Raw genomic sequence first — 20,810 nt, 5'->3', positions numbered from 1 at the left:
TACCCGGAAAACAGCGATTAAAAAGGAAGCTTATGGTATCATAGATTAGAATGTCAAAATTCATGTGAGAGATTAATCTTATATCCTGCATGAAATCGAAGGGAGAGGTAACCATTTTGAGTTGGGATTGGAACATGAATGGAAGGCTTAAAACGTTCACAGCCAAAGCCGCAGCAACAGCAATGGCAACTCTGCTGTTTACGACACAGGCACCGGGTTTGACGGGGAGCGCATCTGCTGCTCAGGCGGAAGCTGGCTCAGTGAATGAAGCAGTGTCGGGGGAAAATGATCAACTAGACATAACAAGCAATGACGTGCCGGAGGGAGCAAAGATTTCATCCAGGCAAGCCGCTGACAATATATTAAAGCTGTTCCCGTTATTAAAAAAAGCGGCGATCTCATCCGCAAAGTTTGATTCACCTAATTCTTATCCGCCGCCGGATTACAAGGCTTGGGATATTGGATTCCAAATTGTACAAGGCAATCACTCCATGGGATTCAGCGCAAGTGTCCATGCAGGTACTGGGGAAGTACTTAGCGTACATTTGCCATCTGAATTTGTGGAGAGTCAACTATCATCTGTAGCTGATGTTCAATTGACCAAGGAAGAAGCAGAAAAAGCTGCTTTGGAACTGCTGCATCAGGCGATTCCTGGACTTCAGGAAGGGCAGTATGTACCGCTAGGGGACCAGTATTCACCAGCGGAGCAGCAAGCCTTGTTTGGCCGCAATCAATATCAATTTGTCTATAACCTAAAACATGACGGAGTCATTTCGGATGCAGAGACAGTCTACATAAGTGTGGATGAGAGAGGGCAGGCAACATCGTATTCACGATCTACCATCTCGGCGAAATATCCGTCCTCCAAACCGAAGGCATCGGAAGAACAGGCCAGAAAAGTGTTTGAGGATGGGTTTGATGTTGAGCTGGCCTATATCTCCAAAGAAAGTTTGTCTTCCAGACAGGGGCAGCAATACGTTCTTGGTTATTTACCCAAAGATGATAGTATGGGGCCGATTAACGCTAACACGTTAGACCGAATTGATGTGCTGACCGGAAAATCCGTGGACAAGAGCAATTCACAGCATAACAAAAAAGTGACAGGTAATGTCCCGGCATTTACCGCAGCCAGCGGTCAGCGCTTAAATGTACAACAGGCCGTAGAGCGGGTTGCAGCGAGCTTTGACATACCTAAGGATTACAAACTCGAGCACAGCCAATTAACTAAAGGTTCCTACGGCAATGCGAACAATCAGGTATGGAGTCTAAGCTGGAGCAATCGAAATGCGAACATATCCTATATGTTCATGCGTGATATTTCGGCTCAGGTCGATGCAGTTACAGGACAGGTCTACAGCTATAGCTTGATGCAACGGGTTGGACCAGAGATGGGTCAGGAAAAGCCTTCTCAAGAGAAGGAGAGTAAGACAGTTACTTCACAACAAGCCGAGAAGCTGGCGATGAATACGATCATTGCTGCTGTGCCGCAGGCAAAAGAGCAGTATCAGCTGAGCAGAGTCCTTGAAATAGACGATGCTCGTACGTTTGTGTTTCAGCGTTACCTGAATGGAATTCGGGTTCAGGATGACACGGCACAAGTGCAGGTAAAGAACAACGGGAACATTACCGAATTTTATACACGCTTGGCGGTATCGCCTGAACAACTTCCGGCAGATACTACGCCTGCAATCCGCTACGAAGAAGCCAAGGAACTTTATCTGAAGAAATATACGTTAACGTTGAATTATGCCCGTTACGGTGGATACGGCTTGGGTTCTGGTAGTTCTGTACCTGTCGGAGTAAATTTGGCTTACGTGCCTGTGAGTGGCCAGAAATCTCTTTATAATTTGAACGAATTGCTGGATGCCAATTCAGGTCAATGGTTCTTCATGTACGGTCTGAACCATGCAGCATCTCAGGTAGAACCAACAGATATTGCGGGTCATGTTGCTGAATCAGCTTTGCGTAACATGACAAAGCATAAGGTGTTGCTTGCCGATGAACAGGGACGCGTGCTCCCGGATCGGGTCATTACCCGTGGGGACTGGTTCAACTATCTGGCAAGAGCAATTAACCCGAACTTGGATATGTATTACAACAGTGATAGTAATGACAAACTTTTTGCTGATGTGAGTATAGAGAGTCCGTATTACAAGGCAGTGAAAGTCCTGATGGATCAACGCTGGATCGGTGGAGCTGACCCTGAAAAGCAGCTAAAACCTGAAGAAGAAATGACACGTGAGGAATTAGCTGTAGTGTTGATGCGGATTCTGCGTTATGAGAAGCTCGCCGGTTTCTATATGCAACCTTCAGATTTGCCTAACATTGCAGATGCGAGTGCGATCAATAATAAGGGAGCCGTTTCCCTGAGTCTGAAGCTTGGTTTATTACCTTCCATTGAGGGAAGATTCATGCCTGCACGCAAAGTAACGGTAGCAGAAGCTTCTCAAGTTCTGGAACGACTTGCGAAGTTGCAGGGCAAGACGGACACGTTTATGACTGGTAGCCGCCTTTATTGATTCCAGGCAGAGCTGACCTGCATTAATGTGTATGAATCGGTACGCATGCAAAGCCACTCATAATTTGCTCCAGGAAGACATAGAATGAAGTGAAGCGGTAAACATGGTGACTGCAACTAAAGTTCAAGGGGCCTTCCGAGAAGGTCCCTTTTTAACTTGATTCCACTAAGATTGGAAAGATATAAGTTGAATTATTCTTTTACACGTTCTGTCCTCGGAGTGGACTGTGTAAAATTTTTAATTCAACTTATATAGAACACTGAATGCAAGACCTTTTATGATACAATAGGGCATGAGAATGTTACGAAGAAGGGTGGGGTCCTTTCATGGGTAAGAACGGTAAACGAGTGATCACCATGTTGCTGGCAGGCTGTCTGGTTGCGGCTTGGCTGCCGCGTACGGTTGATCTGGATCAATTGTATGCGGCATCAGGAACCTCAGAACTATCAACAGCGACGGATTTACGTCAGACACTGTTGAATGCGATGTCACAACGTACAGAGAAAGTGGTGTTTACCTATAAGGGGAATGTAAAGGGCCTCAAGAAACAGCTGCAGACCTCCATCGACGAGGCAATGAAGAGCGACCCCTACATCCAATATACAGTGAAAAGTTATGCGTTCAACTATAAAGGATCAAACACGTCAGCCGAGGTGGATGTAACCCTTACTTACCGGGAGACGAAGGCACAGACGGATTATGTGAATCGGAAAGTAGCTAATGTGCTTAAAGAAATCATTAAACCTGGTATGACAAGCCATGAGAAGGTTAAAGTGATTCATGACTGGATTGTACTGAATCTTGCTTATGATACGTCACTACAAAAATATACGGCTTACGATGGACTTGCTACAGGCAGTACCGTATGTCAAGGATACTCCTTGCTTACTTACCGCATGCTGGAGCGCGTTGGGATTGAAAATCGCATCGTTGAAGGTAAGGCAGGCGGGCAACTCCATGCCTGGAATCTGGTGAAACTGGATGGCAAATGGTATCATCTCGATACAACATGGGATGATCCAACGCCTGATCGCAAAGGTGTGGTTAGCCATAATTATTACCTGCTTAGCGATAAAGAGATGGCGCGTGATCATGTCTGGACAGGCAAAAACAAATATCCTGCAGCTTATGCGCCTTACCGAGACGCTCTGCTTAAACTGGTGAAGTCGGATGGGAACAATCAGGAGATTTATGAGAAGCTCTACCGTGCTCTGGAGTACTCCTTATACAATGAACAGGATGCAGTCAAGGAACGGGCAGTGCTCAAAACCAAAGTACAGAGTGTACTGAAAGAGGGCGGCACTTCGCTTACGTTCAGGTACAAAGGGACGGAGAGCAGTTTGATCGAAGATTTGCAGGATCTGTACCAGCTTGGAATGAAATCGATCTCTTATTTTGTCTCCAAGATGGAAGGTACATCAGACCTGCGTGTCAAAATTAATTGGACTTTGTAAGGAGCAGGAGCAGGAACAGGGACAGGTTCAGGTTCAAGATTCAGTTCGTATACAGCGAATAAAGTACATGAATAGCAACGTGCTATCCATGATAGAGCGCTCCTTGTGAGGGGCGCTCTTTGTGGTGTTTACAATTTAATGCTAAGAACACGTCCGTCTAGTCTCTATGCTGTATCAAAATTTTCCCCACCCAAACACCGGCCTCAAAATCTTATGTAACCAATAGGCTATGATTGTGGCAGGTGTCCATGAACCAGGATTCAACCAATATTGCTGATATTGATCATTGATAATGTATGTCCAAGTTGAAGGAGGGGTGTTTAGTCCAAACTTCTCCCATATTGCGGGATTATTGGACCCTCCTATTTGGGATAACATATCTGCAGACTTCTTATCTATTTCAGAGGGGATCTGCTCGTAAGCTAGAATAATTTGATGATGGAATTCATCAATCGGATTTTTTTCAGCAAGACCTGTTAGATGAATGCTTTCACGGATGAAGGATGCATAGGCCAAATGATCAGCCCAAAGCTGATCCATATAAAAAAGTCTCACCCGCTGCTCCGAAGGGCTCATTGGCAGTACCCGCTTCAGGATTTTGAGCCTTTCCTCATACAAATGGCGTCTCTGAACCTCGATGATATCGGAGTAACTGTTCAGTTCCTGTTGGAGATGGAAGTTTTGGCTCATAATTCTACGCTGAATTAGGTCTATTTTTTCACAGAGTCCCGGATCTTCAAGAGGTTCATCCTGCTTAAGGCTACTCTTCATGAGATCGGAACCAAATTGAAGTAACATCTCATCTTGCAAACTTAAGAAAAAAACAGAAGCTCCGGGGTCACCTTGGCGGCCGGCTCGTCCGCGCAGTTGGTTGTCGATCCGTACGTTTTGGTTCATATTCGTGCCAATCACGTACAAACCGCCCAGTTTGGCTACGGCTTCACCCTGTTCGGACTTACCGCCACCAAGCTGAATATCGATGCCTCGTCCCGCCATATTCGTAGACACCGTTACTGCACCGATTACTCCCGCTTTGGCAATAATCTCAGCCTCTTCAGCATCATTCTTTGCGTTCAGAACATGGCAAGGTACCTGGGCATCTGCCAGCGATTCAGCCAGAATAACAGATTCTTCTACACTTGATGTACCAATGAGTATTGGACGTCCCGTGGAGTGGGTAGATATTACTTCTTGGATGAGAGCATTAAATTTGGCTTCTTTATGAGTAAATATGCGATGCGGATGATCGATTCGTATGTTTGTTCGATTCGGCGGGATGTTTACAACCTGCAGATTATAAATGTTTTTAAATTCAAATGCTGAAGCCTGCGCGGTAGCTGTCATTCCACAAATTTTTGGATAAAGACTAAGGAAATGTTGAAGTGTGATTGTGCCGAGGACCTTTCCTCCCGTTTTTACAGGCAGTTCCTCTTTGGCGTATAGCGCGGTCTGCAGCCCCTCTGGCAAATGCCTGTTCTCCGCAACACGTCCGGTATACTCGTCGATTAGCTTGATTTCTCCATCATGAACGATATAGTCGATGTCTCTTTTCAGTAATAGTGCCGCATGCAACGCGCAGTTCAATGACATCAACAAATGGCTATTCGATTCTTCATACAAGTTGCCGCAACCAAGTAACAATTCCACTTTAGCTGAACCAGCTTCATTTAGATAAACATTCCGTTTAAATTCATCAAAGTCATAATGCTCATTTTCATGCAGTTCCCTGACCACTGCTACTAGTGAATTCCTTTCACCGTCAGTGGCATCTGGCTCACCAGCGATAACTAGAGGCACACGTGCTTCGTCAAGTAGCAATGAATCTGCTTCGTCAACGATAACGGAGTGGAAGGGACGATGTACGGTATTGGCTTCGACCAATGCGATGGTGTCCCGAAGATAATCAAATCCAGCTTCTTTGGCTGTAACGTAGGTGATATCCGCAGCGTACGCTTCCCGTTTCTGTGTCATACTCATGCCGGCTTTAACGGAAGCAACCGTCAATCCAAGCATGGAATAGATCGGTTCCATCCAAAGTGCATCACGATTGGCCAAATAATCGTTAAATGTCAGTACATGAACACCTTCGCCGGTCAATGCATGCAGATAAGCAGGCATGACAGCTGAGAGAGTTTTCCCTTCTCCAGTATGTTGCTCGATCAGGAATCCCTCGTGTAGAGCGAAGGCAGCCATAATTTGAACATCATAAGGTTGTAATCCAAGGGTTCTACTCGCTGCCTCACAAACCATTGCATATGCATCAACAAGCAGCTCGTCCATTGGCCTGCCCGCTTGTACTTCCTTTTTCAGCCGGAGAGATTCTGCTTGTAGTTGTCTATCGTTCCACGCATGCATTTCCTTTTGCTGTTGTCTGACAAGAAGGGCTTTGTCTCGGTAGCTTTTCAATCTTAGCTGCTCTTCACGCTTCCTGAATTTCTGAATGAATTTGATGACAGTATGTAGTGGCATGAGATTGATACACCTCCTTATTTCTATTCATCCTTTAATCGCCGTTGATATAGCACTACAGAGATAACCGTTACTACAACCGTCCATGACATAATAAAGAAAAGCGGTTTTGTCAGATCTTCCGTCGTAAAGCCTGTATGGGGCACATTCAGTAGATGTACAAGCTGGCTGCTTGGCATATAATTCAGTATTTTGAGAATGGGATAATCCTTCTCAAATACGGCTCCCCATGGCGCCCCGGAAAAGAGTATGGAGACAGGTAGTATAGAAAAGGAGGCACCCACCAGCGTTCTGGAGTATAAACCACAGATTGTTCCGAGTGATGTGTACAGAATAATCGAAAAAAGGGTTGCTGCCGCAAACGCCCACAGGCTGGGTGGTTTATACCCCAATATAATGATAGAAATACTCAAAGCAATAGTGGACAGTACAAAAACAAGCGCACTTTTACCGATTAATACATCTAAGGTTGTTGCTGGCGTCATCATTAATGAGCGTAATGTGCTGCGTTCCTTTTCTTCTGCGAACAAACAAGCCTGTGCAAAGCATGTGAGAAGAACAAACGAAAGATTGAGAAGAAAACCGATCGCTCCATGCAAATTTGGACCTGCACCTCGAAAAATAATAGCAAAAACAATGGGAACGAATAACATGATGGAGAGACCATAATTTCGTGTGAACTCCTTATAATCTTTCACAAATATTGCACGTACACGTTTCAATGAGATATTCATAATAGCTCACTTCCAGTCATTTTGATGAAAATATCGCTCAGGCTGGGCTCTTTTGTTTCTATACGATTAATTAATCCCGATATGTTCAACACGTATAACTGTCATTCACACCACTTCCTTAGCGTTTATGGCTTAACTATATAGAGATTAGCTGATCCCAGCTATTCGAATTCCCTGAAATGTAGCTGTTTTGTGCTGAATTGTACCCAGAAGTGATTGACTGAGTCGTTATAGGTGCAACATCAGAGGTTAAGAAGTGATTTTAAATCCTGCAATTTCGTTCGAGACAATGGGACAACCGTATCTTTGCCTGTATGTAATCGAAGACTATAACTATTTTTCGACCATGTAATGATCTCTCTTATTTTTTGCAGATTAACTATGTAGGATCGATGGCATCTGAAAAAGCCGAAATTCGCGAGTCGCTGCTCAAGCTCAGTTAGCGTTAAGGCACAGTCATAATTTTCACCATCTACATGAACAAGAACGGAACCCTCTATACTTTCGATAAAATCAATTTCAGGGGGATTGAATAAAATGACTTTGTTATTCCTTTTTGTATAAATCTTTTGCAAGGTGATATTAACTAAATCGGGGTCCTTCACTTCTGGTTTATCCTCTTCTGAATCCTGAATGTCCATTTGCTGAAATCCAAGCTTATTTAATCGATAAATGACATTGCATGATATAAGGGCGTCTTCAAAATTGGAAGTAATAACTAGAATCTGCTTTTCTTTTGAAAGGTCATCGATAATACGTTTAAACTGACGACGTTCCTGTTCTTCCAAGAAAAAAAAGGGCTCCTCTAATACGAGTGTAGGCTGATGGGCAAAGTAGGTACGCAATAGAGTCACATACATCCTTTTCGAGGGAGTTAGATTTTTGATTCTTACCTTTCGCTCTTCCTTTAATTCAAAATAGCCCAACAGGGAAGTGGTAAGCTCATGATGCTCGCTTATGTTGATTAGAAATGTGATTAGTTCCTCTACTGTTAAGTGTAAATATTCGTTTTGTTGTGCGCGAAAAATATAATATAGTGAACGATCCTGCAGTTGATTAATTAAAATCTGCTTTCGCTTCAGGTCGGTTATAATGCCAAACACTTGGTCATATGTCATGTTCAATTCGAACTCGGGTAGAAATGATTCTCCTTCGTGATACACAGTTTGAAATTGCATGTGAGCCTCCTAACACTGCTTTTGAATATATGAAACAATCACATTATTATAATGTTGGCATAATCCTTTGTCATCTTCCATTAAAACATAAATTTAACTATTGCAGAGGAACATAAGGCTCTTATGAAATGGAGTTGGTGCACTTACATACCTTTATAAAAATAGAAAATCCCCAGTTCTAAGAAGAGGTTTTCTCTCTGTAGAACAGGGGATGAGTGTACATGGTAAAGCCTACTCCTTGCTACCTGGCAGTTCAGCAGGTGTAAAGTCACATTCCTGCAGCGGGACAACTTTGGTCTTTTTGATCCATTTGTAACCAAGCCATAGAATGAGGAACAGCGGCACACTTAGATAAGCGACAAGCACTCCGCTCCAGTCGATCTGATCGCCTAAGAACGCCTGATAGTTCTGTCCCAGAATAACGATAATACACAGCACAAAGGCAAAGATTGGACCAAACGGGAACCACCGCGCACGGTAAGGCAGATCTCTTAGATCGCGACCTTGTGCAACATAGGCTCGCCGGAATCGGTAATGGCTAATTGCAATACCAAGCCAAGTAATAAATCCACACATGCCGGATGCATTCAACAGCCATGTATACACAATTCCGTCACCGAAGAGGGAAGCCAGAAATGCAAGCATGCCCACAGCGGTTGTGACAAGCAGGGCATTCATCGGAATGCCGCGTTTATTCAGCTTGCCAAGGAAACGTGGAGCTTTGCCATCCCGGGAAAGTGCATAGAGCACACGGCTCGAAGCGTACATACCGGAGTTGCCTGCTGAGAGCACGGAAGTCAGGATGACGGCATTCATGACAGAAGCTGCAATCGCAAGTCCTGCTTTCTCAAAGACCAGTGTAAACGGACTAACCCCGATGTTCTCCAGATCATCTTTGAGCAGATTCGGGTGAGTGTACGGAATAATCAAACTGATGACGGTGATGGCCAAAATGTAAAAGATCAGAATGCGCCAGAAGACCTGACGAATGGCACGTGGCACGTTTTCGCGTGGGTTCTCACTTTCGCCAGCGGCGACACCGATCAGTTCCGTACCCTGGAAGGAGAAACCCGCAGCCATAAACACGCCTAGTACAGTGAAGAATCCGCCGTGAAATGGTGCATCCCCGATGGTAAAGTTGCTGAAGCCAACAGCTTCACCGCCCAGAATACCAAAAATCATCAGCACGCCGACGCTCAGGAAGATGATAACGGTAGCCACTTTGATAATAGCAAACCAATATTCCGATTCTCCATACCCTTTGACAGATAGGATATTCAAAGCAAAAATCAGTACCAGAAACAGTAAACTCCATAACATGGAGGAGCTTTCCGGGAACCAGTATTTGATAAGTACTGTAGCAGCAGCGAGTTCGGCGGCAATCGTCACCGCCCAGTTGTACCAGAAGTTCCAGCCCATGGCGAAGCCCAGAGCGGGATCAACGAAACGTGCCGCATACGTATTAAAAGAACCGGAGTCCGGCATAAAAGTTGCGAGTTCACCCAAGCTGGTCATCAGGAAATAAACCATAATGCCCACAGCCGCGTAGGCAATTAATGCACCGCCGGGGCCGGCAGTGGAGATGGCTGTACCACTTGCCAGAAACAGCCCGGTTCCAATGGAGCCGCCCAAGGCGATCATAGTCATGTGACGTGCACGCAAACCTTTTTTCAGGGTAGGTCCGGTTGTAGTTGTTGGTGATTGGTTGCTGCGGTCTTGCATGGAAACACTCCTTCATTTGTAATGCTGATGCAAATCATGGCTTCATAAACAAAAAAAGACCACAGGCATGAGCCAGCGGTCTTGATATCTATGTCCGCACCATGTCTAGATGATTAAGATAGCTCAACACAGAAGAAGTCATACCTTTTTTAGAAAAGATATGCATGCTTGCTGTGACAGTTCTGCACCTTTCGGCTACAGCCCCAGCTCACCGGACCGATGAAGGAACGTCCAGCGAGCTTCGGCGGGTACTCCTTTCGGCTGATCTCAACAGCGGCTCCTAGCGCCTTCTTCAGCTTACTGATCGCACCCGCGACCTCTACCTCACCATGTCATGGATGAGGTGTATCTATTGTTTATGAAATTAGAAATCACGCTTCGAGCAGCGTATAACCTGTTAATCAAACAGACAACAAGTATACCGCTCATCTTTTTACAGTGCAATAACAAATGTTGGAGTTTACTCTAACGGCCCCGTAAAGCGCATTCGATAGAACAGATTAATCCTGCTTTTTATTCCGTCCCGCCATCTGTTGCCACACGGTTCCGGCAGCTTGTTCACCAGATTCGATGCGTTCCAGCGCCATTTTGGCCTGCAAGCTTACTTCAAATTCAGGATCTTCCGCGGCGATACGTAAAGCTTGCTCGGCTTCTTCGGTTCCGACCTCATACAGAAAGCGGGCCGCGCGCCAGCGTACAAGTTTACTTTTGTCCGTTAACGTTTCAGTCATGGCCGGTGTGGCAGCAGGGTCACCAATATCTGATAACGTATCCCCGGCAGTGCGCCGCACAGCAGCAGAACTGTCCCGAAGTGCTTCGTACAGAAGTTCCATTGCCTCGGCTGTACGAATATCCCCCAGATAAACAACAGCCAAACGGCGAATTTGCATTTTGCTGTCACGTAGTGCCTGGGCTACCAATGGCAATCGTTCTTCTGTGGGCTCCATACCATCCAGTGCAGCGTAGCGCACATTCCAGTCTTCGCTCTGAAGGGCTTCCTGAAGTTCGGCTCCATCCAGTGCGCGCCGGTGTTCAACGAATTCTTCCGTATTGGTACCATGTGCAATAGCTTGCTGAATGACTTGCTCCAGTCGTTCGGGTGGGTAGGCTGCTTCCAGTTCCTGTTCAACTTCACGCGCAATATCTGGCAGCTCTCCGTAACGTACCCCATAATCGCTCAACTTCCGCTCTTTGATTAGCGTGGCGCTCGCAACCTCCGTAACCGCTTTGACGAAACGGTCTGACAGTGAGATTCGTTCTTCTTTCGTTCCGGCTTTGACACGAATTTGCATCGGCACTCCCCGGAAAAACTGTACAAAAACTTGTGCCTCTCCAAAATGCTCGCCTGAAGCATCCTCGGAGTCAATCCAGTCCAGACTCACACCTTCCTGACCAAGGCGGCTCTGTACTTCACCAAGAATAACAGACCAATCTGCATTGCCTTTACGATCCAGTGCAACGAAGTCAGTTGTATGGAACACACTTTTTACGCCTGGAATGTGAAGCATCTGGCGAATAAACGCCGGGGCTGAACGTTCGTTGTCCAGTGTATAAGTTCTGCGAATCCCGTCTTCCAGACGTTCGTCGAGATGTAGCATCATCGTATTTGGACTTGGTGTTGGTTCAATAGAAACGATATTCATGGGTGAAACCTCCTATAATACCAGATTGATACATAACCTCCCGTAAAATAAATCACACAGGTATCTTTAATTTAGCGGACACCTCTATTTTAACGGATACCTCTATTCTACATGAAATCAAGAAAACTGCGAAATTACATGCGGTGAAGAAGCATCGGCGTAGGTTTGTGAAGAAGTACGAAGATTGTTAACACTTCTTTCATGTTCGTGCACAAACATTTTTAAATGAAAGCTGACATAATATAGGTAAGAAGCTATTGGAGGTTATACCTATGGAGCCTGTTACTGTGCTAACGGATGGAGAGCGTTGTATTAACTTTGAGAAAATCAAACTATTGTTTGAGGATTGGATTGCTTCTGCGCCATCAGATTCAGTAAAGGGAACAGGAAGAGGGGATTGGGAGAATTCTCGTTTTTGCATTGTGGATTACAGGAACGCCGAACAGGCAATATCCGCGGCGAAAGCCATTCGTGCGTTTGTACCGGATGTGCCTCTACTGGTCATTACGGATTTTACATCCTTGGTTCGTAAGCGTCATTTGCAGCAAATTACAGGTATTGGTGTTATGAAATTGATGTTATGGAATGAACAAGACCCCGATCAATTGGTTACCGGGATTGAGAAATGGCTGCAAACTTTTGGGTATGAAACACCAATAACCATGCCTTCCGCTCTACACATCAGGTAAAACGAAAGAAGCATGGTACTTGCACAGTGTTTATACTACTTGTCAATTTATGTTTTATGACGTCTTTAACGAAGACCACTAGACCATATATTTATAGCCTGTACCCCATACCGTTTTAATATAACGGGGATTTTTGGGGTCGGGCTCTATTTTTTTGCGAAGACTAGAGATATGTACGTCGATGGTTCGATCAAGGTAGGCACGTTCCGAGCCTTTGATTCGATCCATCAGTTCATTTCGGGTAAACACTTTGCCCGGATTGCGATACAATTCCTTCATAATCTCGAATTCTATATGGGTTACATCGATTTCAATACCATCTACAAATAGCGTTCTTCTGTATTCGTTCACATTAATATGACCCGTCACTTCAGCTGTCGGATTATCTTTAACCGGTTTGTCCTGATATGTAATAATCGACCGGCGTAACAGCGCTTTTATTCTGGCGTCCAGTTCCTTCAGACTAAACGGCTTGCATAGGAAATCATCAGCACCGTTATGTAAGGCACGAAGTCGATCATTCAGCATGGTGCTTGCGGATATCATCAGTACAGGAACCGTAGAATTTTGCCGAAAAGCATCAACAAGTTCGTTACCGTCAATTTCGGGCAACATCAGGTCGGTCACAACAATATCAGGCTGAAATTGGGGGAATAAATGAAGTGCTTCACGAGCATGATGAACCCGCTCTGTTATGTATCCTTCCTCCTCAAGAAAAAAAGCGATCATGTCCGCTAGATTCTTTTCATCTTCTATAAGAAGTACTTTGATTGACATAGCTTCACACTCCTGATGGACAAGGATTTGTTAAGAAAATACGAGAAATTGATTAAAAATACTGCAAAAAATTTAATGTTTCTATTCCAGAATATAGGAAGTGGCACCAACTTGCAAAATGACTTTACTTAATAATGTAGTTTATCATGAGTTTAATTTTTTTGCCGAATCATAATTTTTCCCATACGTACAATGAATGTTAATTACAGTATAATGGATCAGAGCAATTTAAGGGGGAAAAGGTTGAAAGTTATCGCCAGCTATTAGGGGGAACGGATGTTGTTTGAGAGACCAGAACGGGCAGGAATACAACGAACCAAGGGTGAGGACAGAAGCCTATGAATGGGATAATGGGAGCAAAGAACCTGTTGGATCGAGTTGTACTGCAATTGAGAAGGCCTTGGGTTGGAACATGTCTTCTAGTCATTCTTGGCACAATAAGTGCCATTTTTCCATTTACATTGTTCTATGGGGTGCAATTTATAATCAGCAGTGCCGCAGCACTGATTGCCCTTCGTTTATACGGAGGAATCTACGGTTTTGTGACACTGACGTTAATCTATCTGTTCAAAATCCTGATCGTTGGACTGGACACACATAACCTGTATGTCATGGCAGGACATGTTATAGAGCTGGTCTGGATGATAGGCTGGCAGAGGTACTATAAAAAAGGAAGTCTGATCAAAGCTAACGCTGTGTTCTGGGTTTCAATGTTGCTTCCTGTAATCGGTTACGGATATTACGTATTAGGTCTGAGCGTTGAAGTGACCAAATATGAATATATGTACATGGCTGTCGTGAGCATGGTCAACGCCCTGATTGCAGGCATTGTGGTTGATTTTTGGATCACGCTGGGGGAACATCAGGCGAAACGAGCAGGCACGATTCCCTTAGCCAGAATCGCATTTAAATATGTAGTTGCTTTTGTTGTGTTTGTATCTCTTGTCCTGTTGTCAGTGGATAGTCGGAGACAATTAAGCCAGATGAACGAATCCATCTTACGAGATATGAGACATGCAGCGAATGCTGTTGTTCAGGACTTAGATGGACAGTATGTAACACCGGATAACCTTGCAGAAAATGTGGAGCGTTACCACCACTTGCTGGGTATGAATGTAATTTTACTAGATCAGCGTGGGACTGTTGTCGTTTCTGGAAGCCCCGAATGTCAACCAGGAGAATTCATAAACCTGGAAAGTTTTCAGGTGCTAACATCAAGGAGCGGCCCAATTCTTTTAATTTCAGAAAAAGCTCATTACAGCGATATATTGGATCATTGGCGGCAAGCTTTTTTTATCTATGAGGCTGAGGAAATGAATAATACCCCTTATCAGGTGTTTATTGAGACGAATTCGTCCCAGTATTACACGCAAATTGAGAAGATCTATCTGACTACTTTGCAAGCTTTATTTCTTATTATCGTTTCATCCATGATTGTGGCAGCTCCTTTGAGCAGCAAAGTGGTGAGCCCCTTACTTCGTTTGACCCGGTTAACAGGTTCTCTTCCTCGTCTCCTGTTTCGTAATGGAAATATGGATTGGCCGAGCAGTCATGTGACCGAAGTGCAGATCCTTATTGGAAACTTACGCAAAATGGCGGATGTGTTACTCGAACAATTCGAACAGATTCGACTCGATAAGTTAACTCTGGAGGACAGGGTCATTGCTCGTACAAAGGAACTGAAGAACAGCGAAGGCATTAAACGTGCCATTATCGAATCTTCGATTGACGCCATTATCTCCGTTGATTGTCAAGGGTTGATCATTGAGTTTAACCCCGAGGCCGAAAGGATGTTTGGATTGGGGCGGGAAGAGGTTTTATTGCAGAAGGAAGCCTCCTCTCTTTTCCAAGGGATTAGTTTTCAGGAAATTAAGTTGATGTTAGAACAATATGAGTATGTTGAAGGCAAAAGGTATATCACGGTTGATGAAATATTAGGTGTTCGGAACGATGGCTCCGTTTTTCCGATTGAGTATAGAATTGTAGAGATTCAATTGGGTAAAAACGAGACGTTGTACAATCTGTTCATCAAAGATATTACAGAACGGACTCGTGCTGAAGAAGATCGGGTGCGTCATGCCCTTGTGTTGGAGCACCTTAACCTGGAGCTGTTTCAAGAGAAGGCAGCGATTCAGGAACAGCGCGACATCAGTGAACAATTCATTGAATCGGTTCGCGAAGGGCTTGTCATGTCTGACCGTTCAGGTACGATCACGATTGTGAATCGCCGAATAGAAGAGATGTTCGGACTAGGTAACTTCCTAGGAGAGTCCATAACTGACTTGGCTCAAGCCATCGATTCAATGGTGCAGACGGACAACTTCAATCTGACAGAACAGACAAGAGCATTTCTGGATGGAGAACAAGCATTCATCGAAACCAATTTCTGTTTTGACAATGTGGAGCAAAGTGTATTTTCGTTGTATATGAAACAGATGGACGTGCCGGGGAAAAATCATGGATTCCTGCTCGTATTTCGTGACTTAACGGGTGAAGAGCGGCTGAACCGAATGAAAAATGAGTTGATCAGCGTTGTTTCTCATGAACTTCGGACACCTGTGGCTACCATCATGGGATATGTTGAACTGATGTTAATGTATGACCTTCCGGCATCCCAACGTAAAGAGTTCATGGAGACTATTGCTTCTGAAGGCAAACGTCTGAGTAGCTTGCTGGATGATGTGCTTGATATCCAACGTCTCGATAATGAAGGCATGACTTATCATATGACCTACGTTCCTCTCGTGGACCTTGTTGAAGGTGTAGCAGAGCAGTGGAACATGAAGTCTTCTCAGCGAATCTATGTGCATGTCTTTAATGGTGATCTCTTTGCTTATGCGGATCAGAACCGAATGGTTCAAGTACTGCATAATCTGATAGGCAATGCGGTAAAGTACTCTCCGGGAGCAGAACGAATCGATGTCACATTATGGGAAGAAGAGGGAGCTCTATGCATTGATGTACGGGATTACGGTATAGGGATTGCCGAGAGTGAGAAGGATCTGCTGTTTAACAAATTCTATCGTGTAGATAATTCCGATCATCGTCAGATTGGTGGCACAGGCCTCGGTTTATATATATCCCGCAAAATTGTGGAGGATCATCAAGGAAGTCTGACCTTCATGTCGGCTCCAGGGAAAGGCAGTACGTTCAAAGTCAGGCTGCCTAAACAGGACGTTGTCCTCTAGTCTTCTAACTGAAAGTTAATACCATATAGTAAGGTGAGCTTTTATCTTTTGGCACGCGACCGTGCGGAGAGATAAAGGCTTTTTTGTTTTTTTATCATCTGGGATAAAAAAACAGGAAATTTTGCACACTGTATATAGAGCCATAATTTGCATCCGGTACAGAAGGAGGACAACACGTATATGTTTCGCAAACAAGAAAAAACACTCATCATCGTCTGTCTGGTGGCAGCTGTGGTCGTGTTGTATGCCGTCGTCAAAAGCATCATCCGCATTATGAGTTATTAAGGACCCGTTCTGGCTGAACGAATCCACTGTCGTACATAACCCATAACGATATATGTGAACCATTGATAACGATTACGTCGAAAGAGGAGTGTACCCATGTCATCTCTGGACCCTGTACTGCTCAGCCGAATATTAACCGGTCTGACCCTGTTTGTGCATATCATCTTTGCTTCGATTGGTGTAGGTGTTCCGCTCATGATTGCTTTAGCTGAGTGGCGGGGGCTGCGCACTAATGACATTCACTACACCCTGCTGGCTCGCCGGTGGGCAAGAGGTTTTGTCATTACGGTAGCCGTAGGTGTGGTCACAGGCACATCCATCGGATTACAGCTGAGCTTGTTGTGGCCGATGTTTATGCGCGTTGCCGGACAAGCTATTGCGTTGCCTCTATTTATGGAGACATTTGCTTTTTTCGTGGAAGCCATCTTTCTGGGAATTTACCTATACACCTGGGATCGGTTCAAAAAGAAATACACGCACATGTTGTTGCTCATTCCGGTAGCTCTTGGCTCATCCGCTTCCGCGATATTTATCACAACCGTGAACTCCTTCATGAACCAGCCACAAGGTTTCACCTTGATTAACGGCATCATGAAGGATATTGACCCCATTGCCGCGATGCTTAACCCGGCGACACCAACCAAAGTATCCCACGTGCTTGCTTCCTCTTATACCTTAAGTGCGGGTGTACTGGCGGGGATTGCGGCGTTCAGTCTGCTGCGCGGGCGGGACCATGTATATTACAAAAAAGCGCTCAAGCTCACAACAGTTTCTGCGCTTGTGTTTGCGATCAGCACCGTCATGATCGGTGACTCTTCCGGTAAATTTTTGGCAAAATATCAGCCGGAGAAGCTGGCTGCCGCCGAGTGGCATTTCAAAACGATGAAGGAAGCGCCGCTAGTCTATGGCGGTATTCTGGATGAAAACAACGAGGTCAAATATGCCATTGAAATTCCTTATGCACTGAGTATTCTGGCTGGTAATCGACCGGATACAGAAGTGAAGGGGCTGGAAGAATATCCTGCTGATCTCAGGCCGCCGTTGTCCATCCATTACATGTTCGACCTGAAAGTTACAACAGGAGTCATCATCTTGCTGATTCCGGTGCTCTACGTGCTGCGTCGCTGGTTGCCGGGACGCAAACCGTATCCGAAATGGCTGCTGCTTGGCATCGTGTTTCTTGGCCCACTAGCGATGATTGCCATTGAGCTGGGCTGGATGTTTGCCGAGGTTGGCAGACAGCCCTGGATTTTGCGTGGATATATGAAGGTGTCCGAGGCGGCAACGACGTCCACTTCAGTCGGCTGGATGTTAGTATTGTTTATCCTGCTGTATCTGGTGCTGTGCTTCTCATGCATCCGCGTAATCAGCAAGTTGTTCCGTAACAAGGAAGCGGAGAAGGAACTGGACTCGCTTGGACTGGAAGGAGGCATCGTGCATTGAGCTTTGAAATTGCGGGCATCGCGATATTGTGGACGTTTCTGTTCGGTTATCTGATCGTGGCGTCGATTGATTTCGGCGCGGGTTTTTTCAGCTTTTACAGCATATTGACCGGACATGAAAACAAAATTCATAACATTATTCAACGCTACCTGTCTCCAGTGTGGGAAGTGACGAATGTGTTTCTCATTTTCTTTGTCGTGGGGCTGGTCGGCTTCTATCCCGACAGTGCATTCTATTACGGCACAGCCCTGCTTGTTCCGGGTTCGCTGGCGATTGTGCTACTGGCGATCCGGGGAGTGTATTACGCCTACAACACCTATGGCAACCACGGGAAAAACAGCAAAATCTATCTGGCATTGTACGGCGCAACGGGATTGCTGATCCCGGCAGTGTTCTCCACCATTTTGGCAATATCCGAAGGCGGGATTATCGAACAGGTTGGCGAAAAGGTGTTCTTTCACTGGCGTGAATTTTTGACAAATCCCTACACATGGTCGGTTGTATTGCTCGCTCTGGTGAGTGTACTGTACATCTCTGCGATGTTTCTGTCCTATTATGCGAAACGGGCCGGGGATGAGCCAGCCTTCGGCGTACTTCGGGAATATGCGTTGCTGTGGAGCTTACCCACGATTTTTGCGAGTTTTCTTGCTTTTCTGCAAATCAATAAACAAAATCCGGCTCACTTTGAGCGTATGGTGGACATGTCGTGGATGTTTATCGCATCCTTTATCTGTTTTGTTATCGCAGTGTCGCTCGTGTGGAAGGAGAAATACCTGGGCTGGTGTTTTATCGCGGTGATGCTCCAGTTTGCCTTTGCTTGGTACGGATATGGTCGCTCGCATCTGCCCTATATTCTGTACCCGTACATCAACATTTACGACAGTTTTACGAACCGAACGATGGGGATTGCGCTGATTACCGCATTTAGTCTTGGGCTGCTGGTGCTCATTCCATCACTGGTACTGATTATGAAGCTGTTCCTGTTTGATGCCAATTATGTACGTGGTAACGCCGGGAAAAAGAAAGGGTGACTTCGCCATGTTTGCGACGACGATTTCGAATATTTTCTATATGCTGTCTGCTCTGCTACTCCGGCAACTTTCGGTGCTGAGATCTGCATGGCCCGCAGGTATTTATCCGGGTGTGCACTTGCATCCGCTTTTGGAAGAAGGGGTGAAAGGCATACCGGGCATCACGGGGCTTAGCTTTTTTGAGACGTTTACGATCATGTATGCTCCGCCTCTGATTATGCTGACCGCGATTGTCTTTCTGTTTATCTATATGGCGGTATGCAAAAATCCAAAGGACTGATTACATTGACGCTGTACTTATGTCAGGTGGTACGTCCACTGCCGATACGGGTAATCTGATGTTAAGAACTGAGGAAGGGAGGAGGCCCCTTCATGCCCAAAATTCGTTATAACAATATCGATAATGTCAGTACAGACAAAACGCTGAAGGAGTTCAAGCAGTGGAGAGAACAGCGGCGCCGCAAAGTAAAGGACTATTCCTACAAGGTGCCAAAGCACGAGCCTGAACTGGATTATTTACATGCGAACCGGGAAGAAACCACGATCACGTGGATCGGACACTCCACCTTTTTCATCCAATATTATGGACTGAATATCGTGACCGATCCGGTGTGGGCGGAAAAAATGGGGTTTCAACGCAGGCTTGGTGCCCCCGGTATTCCGATTCAGGATATCCCGCCGCTCGATGTCATCCTTATCTCTCACTCACATTATGATCACCTGCATTTGGCTTCCTTGCGCAAGTTGATTACATCGAAGACACTGCTGATTGTGCCTGAAGGCCTGAAACGCAAGATGATCCGTAAGGGGTTCCATCGCTGTCATGAGATGAAATGGTGGGAGCATACGATGCTTGGTGGAGTGAAGATTTCGTTTGTGCCTGCTCAGCATTGGACACGCCGAACGTTATTTGATACCAATACGTCCCATTGGGGTGGTTATGTATTGGAGCCAAACCATGTTTTGCACACAACAGAAGAGAGCGCAGCAACCAAAGAAATGCCAGACCAGTCTACTTCAGTGAATGCTGAATCGCAGCAAGCTCCTGATGACAAACAAGTAGAGGGTTATCCGCCTGTCCTATACTTTGTGGGAGATACGGGGTATTTCAAGGAATTCAAAACGATTGGTGAACGCTTCGACATAGACGTAACGCTGATGCCCATTGGCGCGTATGACCCTGAATGGTTCATGACCTCACAGCATGTTACGCCAGAGGAGGCTTTGCAAGGGTTCGTTGAAACAGGTTCACAGTTAATGGTGCCTATGCATTATGGGACATTCAAGCTGGCGGACGACACGCCCAAGGAAGCATTGGATCGGCTGGAAATGGAGCGGGAGCGACTGGGGATTGCCAAGGAACGGATTCGGGTGCTTGGGCACGGTGAGACACTTCGCATCCGGCATGAAGCTGCTGATGCTGAGTAAGTACTAAATTAAAAATTCTATGAAAAAGTACGTTAACCGGACTAACAAAAGCGAGCCAGATATGGTAATCTATAAACATACGTGCATGAACAGCATATTTACCAAAACTTTAATCCGTAAAAAGCGGCTGATTTTCGAATTTGCCGCTTTTTTGTGTTATAATATGGTGCCAGAATAGGCATCGGATATTGAATCCATGATTTTACGCAGGTTGCTATTCATGCAGTATGCAGATTAACGAATAAAGGAT

The 20,810-nt window shown here is 45.3% G+C and carries 14 protein-coding genes and 1 riboswitch; of the genes, 8 read left to right on the top strand and 6 right to left on the bottom strand.

The genetic code is table 11. From position 1 onward, the window contains the following. Positions 1-134 precede the first annotated feature (134 nt). The gene (locus AC1VYS_RS24310) at positions 135-2,519 is read left to right on the top strand and encodes a YcdB/YcdC domain-containing protein (RefSeq protein WP_482934423.1); all 2,385 of its coding nucleotides are present in this window, start codon (positions 135-137) and stop codon (positions 2,517-2,519) included. A gap of 326 nt (positions 2,520-2,845) precedes the next feature. Continuing rightward, positions 2,846-3,973, top strand: a complete 1,128-nt coding sequence (locus AC1VYS_RS24305) for a transglutaminase domain-containing protein (RefSeq protein ID WP_482911811.1) — start codon at positions 2,846-2,848, stop codon at positions 3,971-3,973. A gap of 174 nt (positions 3,974-4,147) precedes the next feature. Here the strand turns inward: AC1VYS_RS24305 and AC1VYS_RS24300 are convergent, their stop codons facing one another. The 5 genes from AC1VYS_RS24300 to AC1VYS_RS24280 form a co-directional block, all read right to left on the bottom strand. Further along, on the bottom strand, positions 4,148-6,442 hold the full coding sequence (locus AC1VYS_RS24300) for a preprotein translocase subunit SecA (RefSeq protein ID WP_482911810.1): 2,295 nt from the start codon (positions 6,440-6,442) through the stop codon (positions 4,148-4,150). A gap of 23 nt (positions 6,443-6,465) precedes the next feature. Next, the gene (locus AC1VYS_RS24295; protein ID WP_482911809.1) at positions 6,466-7,176 is read right to left on the bottom strand and encodes an ABC transporter permease; all 711 of its coding nucleotides are present in this window, start codon (positions 7,174-7,176) and stop codon (positions 6,466-6,468) included. Between the two features lie 242 nt (positions 7,177-7,418). Continuing rightward, positions 7,419-8,354 carry a LytTR family transcriptional regulator DNA-binding domain-containing protein gene (locus AC1VYS_RS24290; protein ID WP_482911808.1) on the bottom strand — a complete coding sequence of 312 codons (936 nt, stop codon included), beginning with the start codon at positions 8,352-8,354 and terminating at the stop codon, positions 7,419-7,421. Positions 8,355-8,585: 231 nt separating this feature from the next. Beyond that, the gene (locus tag AC1VYS_RS24285) at positions 8,586-10,076 is read right to left on the bottom strand and encodes an amino acid permease (RefSeq protein WP_482911807.1); all 1,491 of its coding nucleotides are present in this window, start codon (positions 10,074-10,076) and stop codon (positions 8,586-8,588) included. 111 nt (positions 10,077-10,187) lie between these two features. Next, positions 10,188-10,406: riboswitch (Lysine riboswitch) on the bottom strand. Between the two features lie 170 nt (positions 10,407-10,576). Further along, on the bottom strand, positions 10,577-11,719 hold the full coding sequence (locus AC1VYS_RS24280) for a virulence factor (protein WP_482911806.1): 1,143 nt from the start codon (positions 11,717-11,719) through the stop codon (positions 10,577-10,579). A 272-nt stretch (positions 11,720-11,991) separates the two neighbouring features. On the opposite strand from AC1VYS_RS24280, the gene AC1VYS_RS24275 reads away from it, so the two are divergent. Further along, positions 11,992-12,408 carry a hypothetical protein gene (locus tag AC1VYS_RS24275; protein ID WP_482911805.1) on the top strand — a complete coding sequence of 139 codons (417 nt, stop codon included), beginning with the start codon at positions 11,992-11,994 and terminating at the stop codon, positions 12,406-12,408. 78 nt (positions 12,409-12,486) lie between these two features. On the opposite strand, the gene AC1VYS_RS24270 is transcribed toward AC1VYS_RS24275, so the two are convergent. Continuing rightward, the gene (locus tag AC1VYS_RS24270; RefSeq protein ID WP_482911804.1) at positions 12,487-13,185 is read right to left on the bottom strand and encodes a response regulator transcription factor; all 699 of its coding nucleotides are present in this window, start codon (positions 13,183-13,185) and stop codon (positions 12,487-12,489) included. A gap of 350 nt (positions 13,186-13,535) precedes the next feature. Here AC1VYS_RS24270 and AC1VYS_RS24265 point away from each other — a divergent pair, with 350 nt between their 5' ends. From AC1VYS_RS24265 to AC1VYS_RS24245, 5 genes are all read left to right on the top strand, one after another. Continuing rightward, positions 13,536-16,373 (top strand): ATP-binding protein, encoded by a 2,838-nt coding sequence (locus tag AC1VYS_RS24265; protein ID WP_482934422.1) that lies wholly within the window; start codon positions 13,536-13,538, stop codon positions 16,371-16,373. A gap of 381 nt (positions 16,374-16,754) precedes the next feature. After that, a complete protein-coding gene (locus tag AC1VYS_RS24260; protein ID WP_482911802.1) occupies positions 16,755-18,101 on the top strand; it encodes a cytochrome ubiquinol oxidase subunit I in 1,347 nt (448 codons plus the stop codon). Next, on the top strand, positions 18,098-19,132 hold the full coding sequence (locus tag AC1VYS_RS24255) for a cytochrome d ubiquinol oxidase subunit II (RefSeq protein WP_482911801.1): 1,035 nt from the start codon (positions 18,098-18,100) through the stop codon (positions 19,130-19,132). The genes AC1VYS_RS24260 and AC1VYS_RS24255 overlap by 4 nt, the downstream gene beginning before the upstream one ends. A 7-nt stretch (positions 19,133-19,139) precedes the next feature. Continuing rightward, positions 19,140-19,412 (top strand): hypothetical protein, encoded by a 273-nt coding sequence (locus tag AC1VYS_RS24250; protein ID WP_482911800.1) that lies wholly within the window; start codon positions 19,140-19,142, stop codon positions 19,410-19,412. Between the two features lie 92 nt (positions 19,413-19,504). Then, entirely contained in the window at positions 19,505-20,560 is a 1,056-nt protein-coding gene (locus tag AC1VYS_RS24245; RefSeq protein WP_482911799.1) for an MBL fold metallo-hydrolase, read from the top strand. The last annotated feature ends 250 nt before the right edge of the window (positions 20,561-20,810 follow it).

The organism is Paenibacillus sp. G34 (assembly GCF_056856875.1).
The sequence above is the reverse complement of the archived record's forward strand: the minus strand, read 5'-3'. Positions and strand labels throughout refer to the sequence as shown.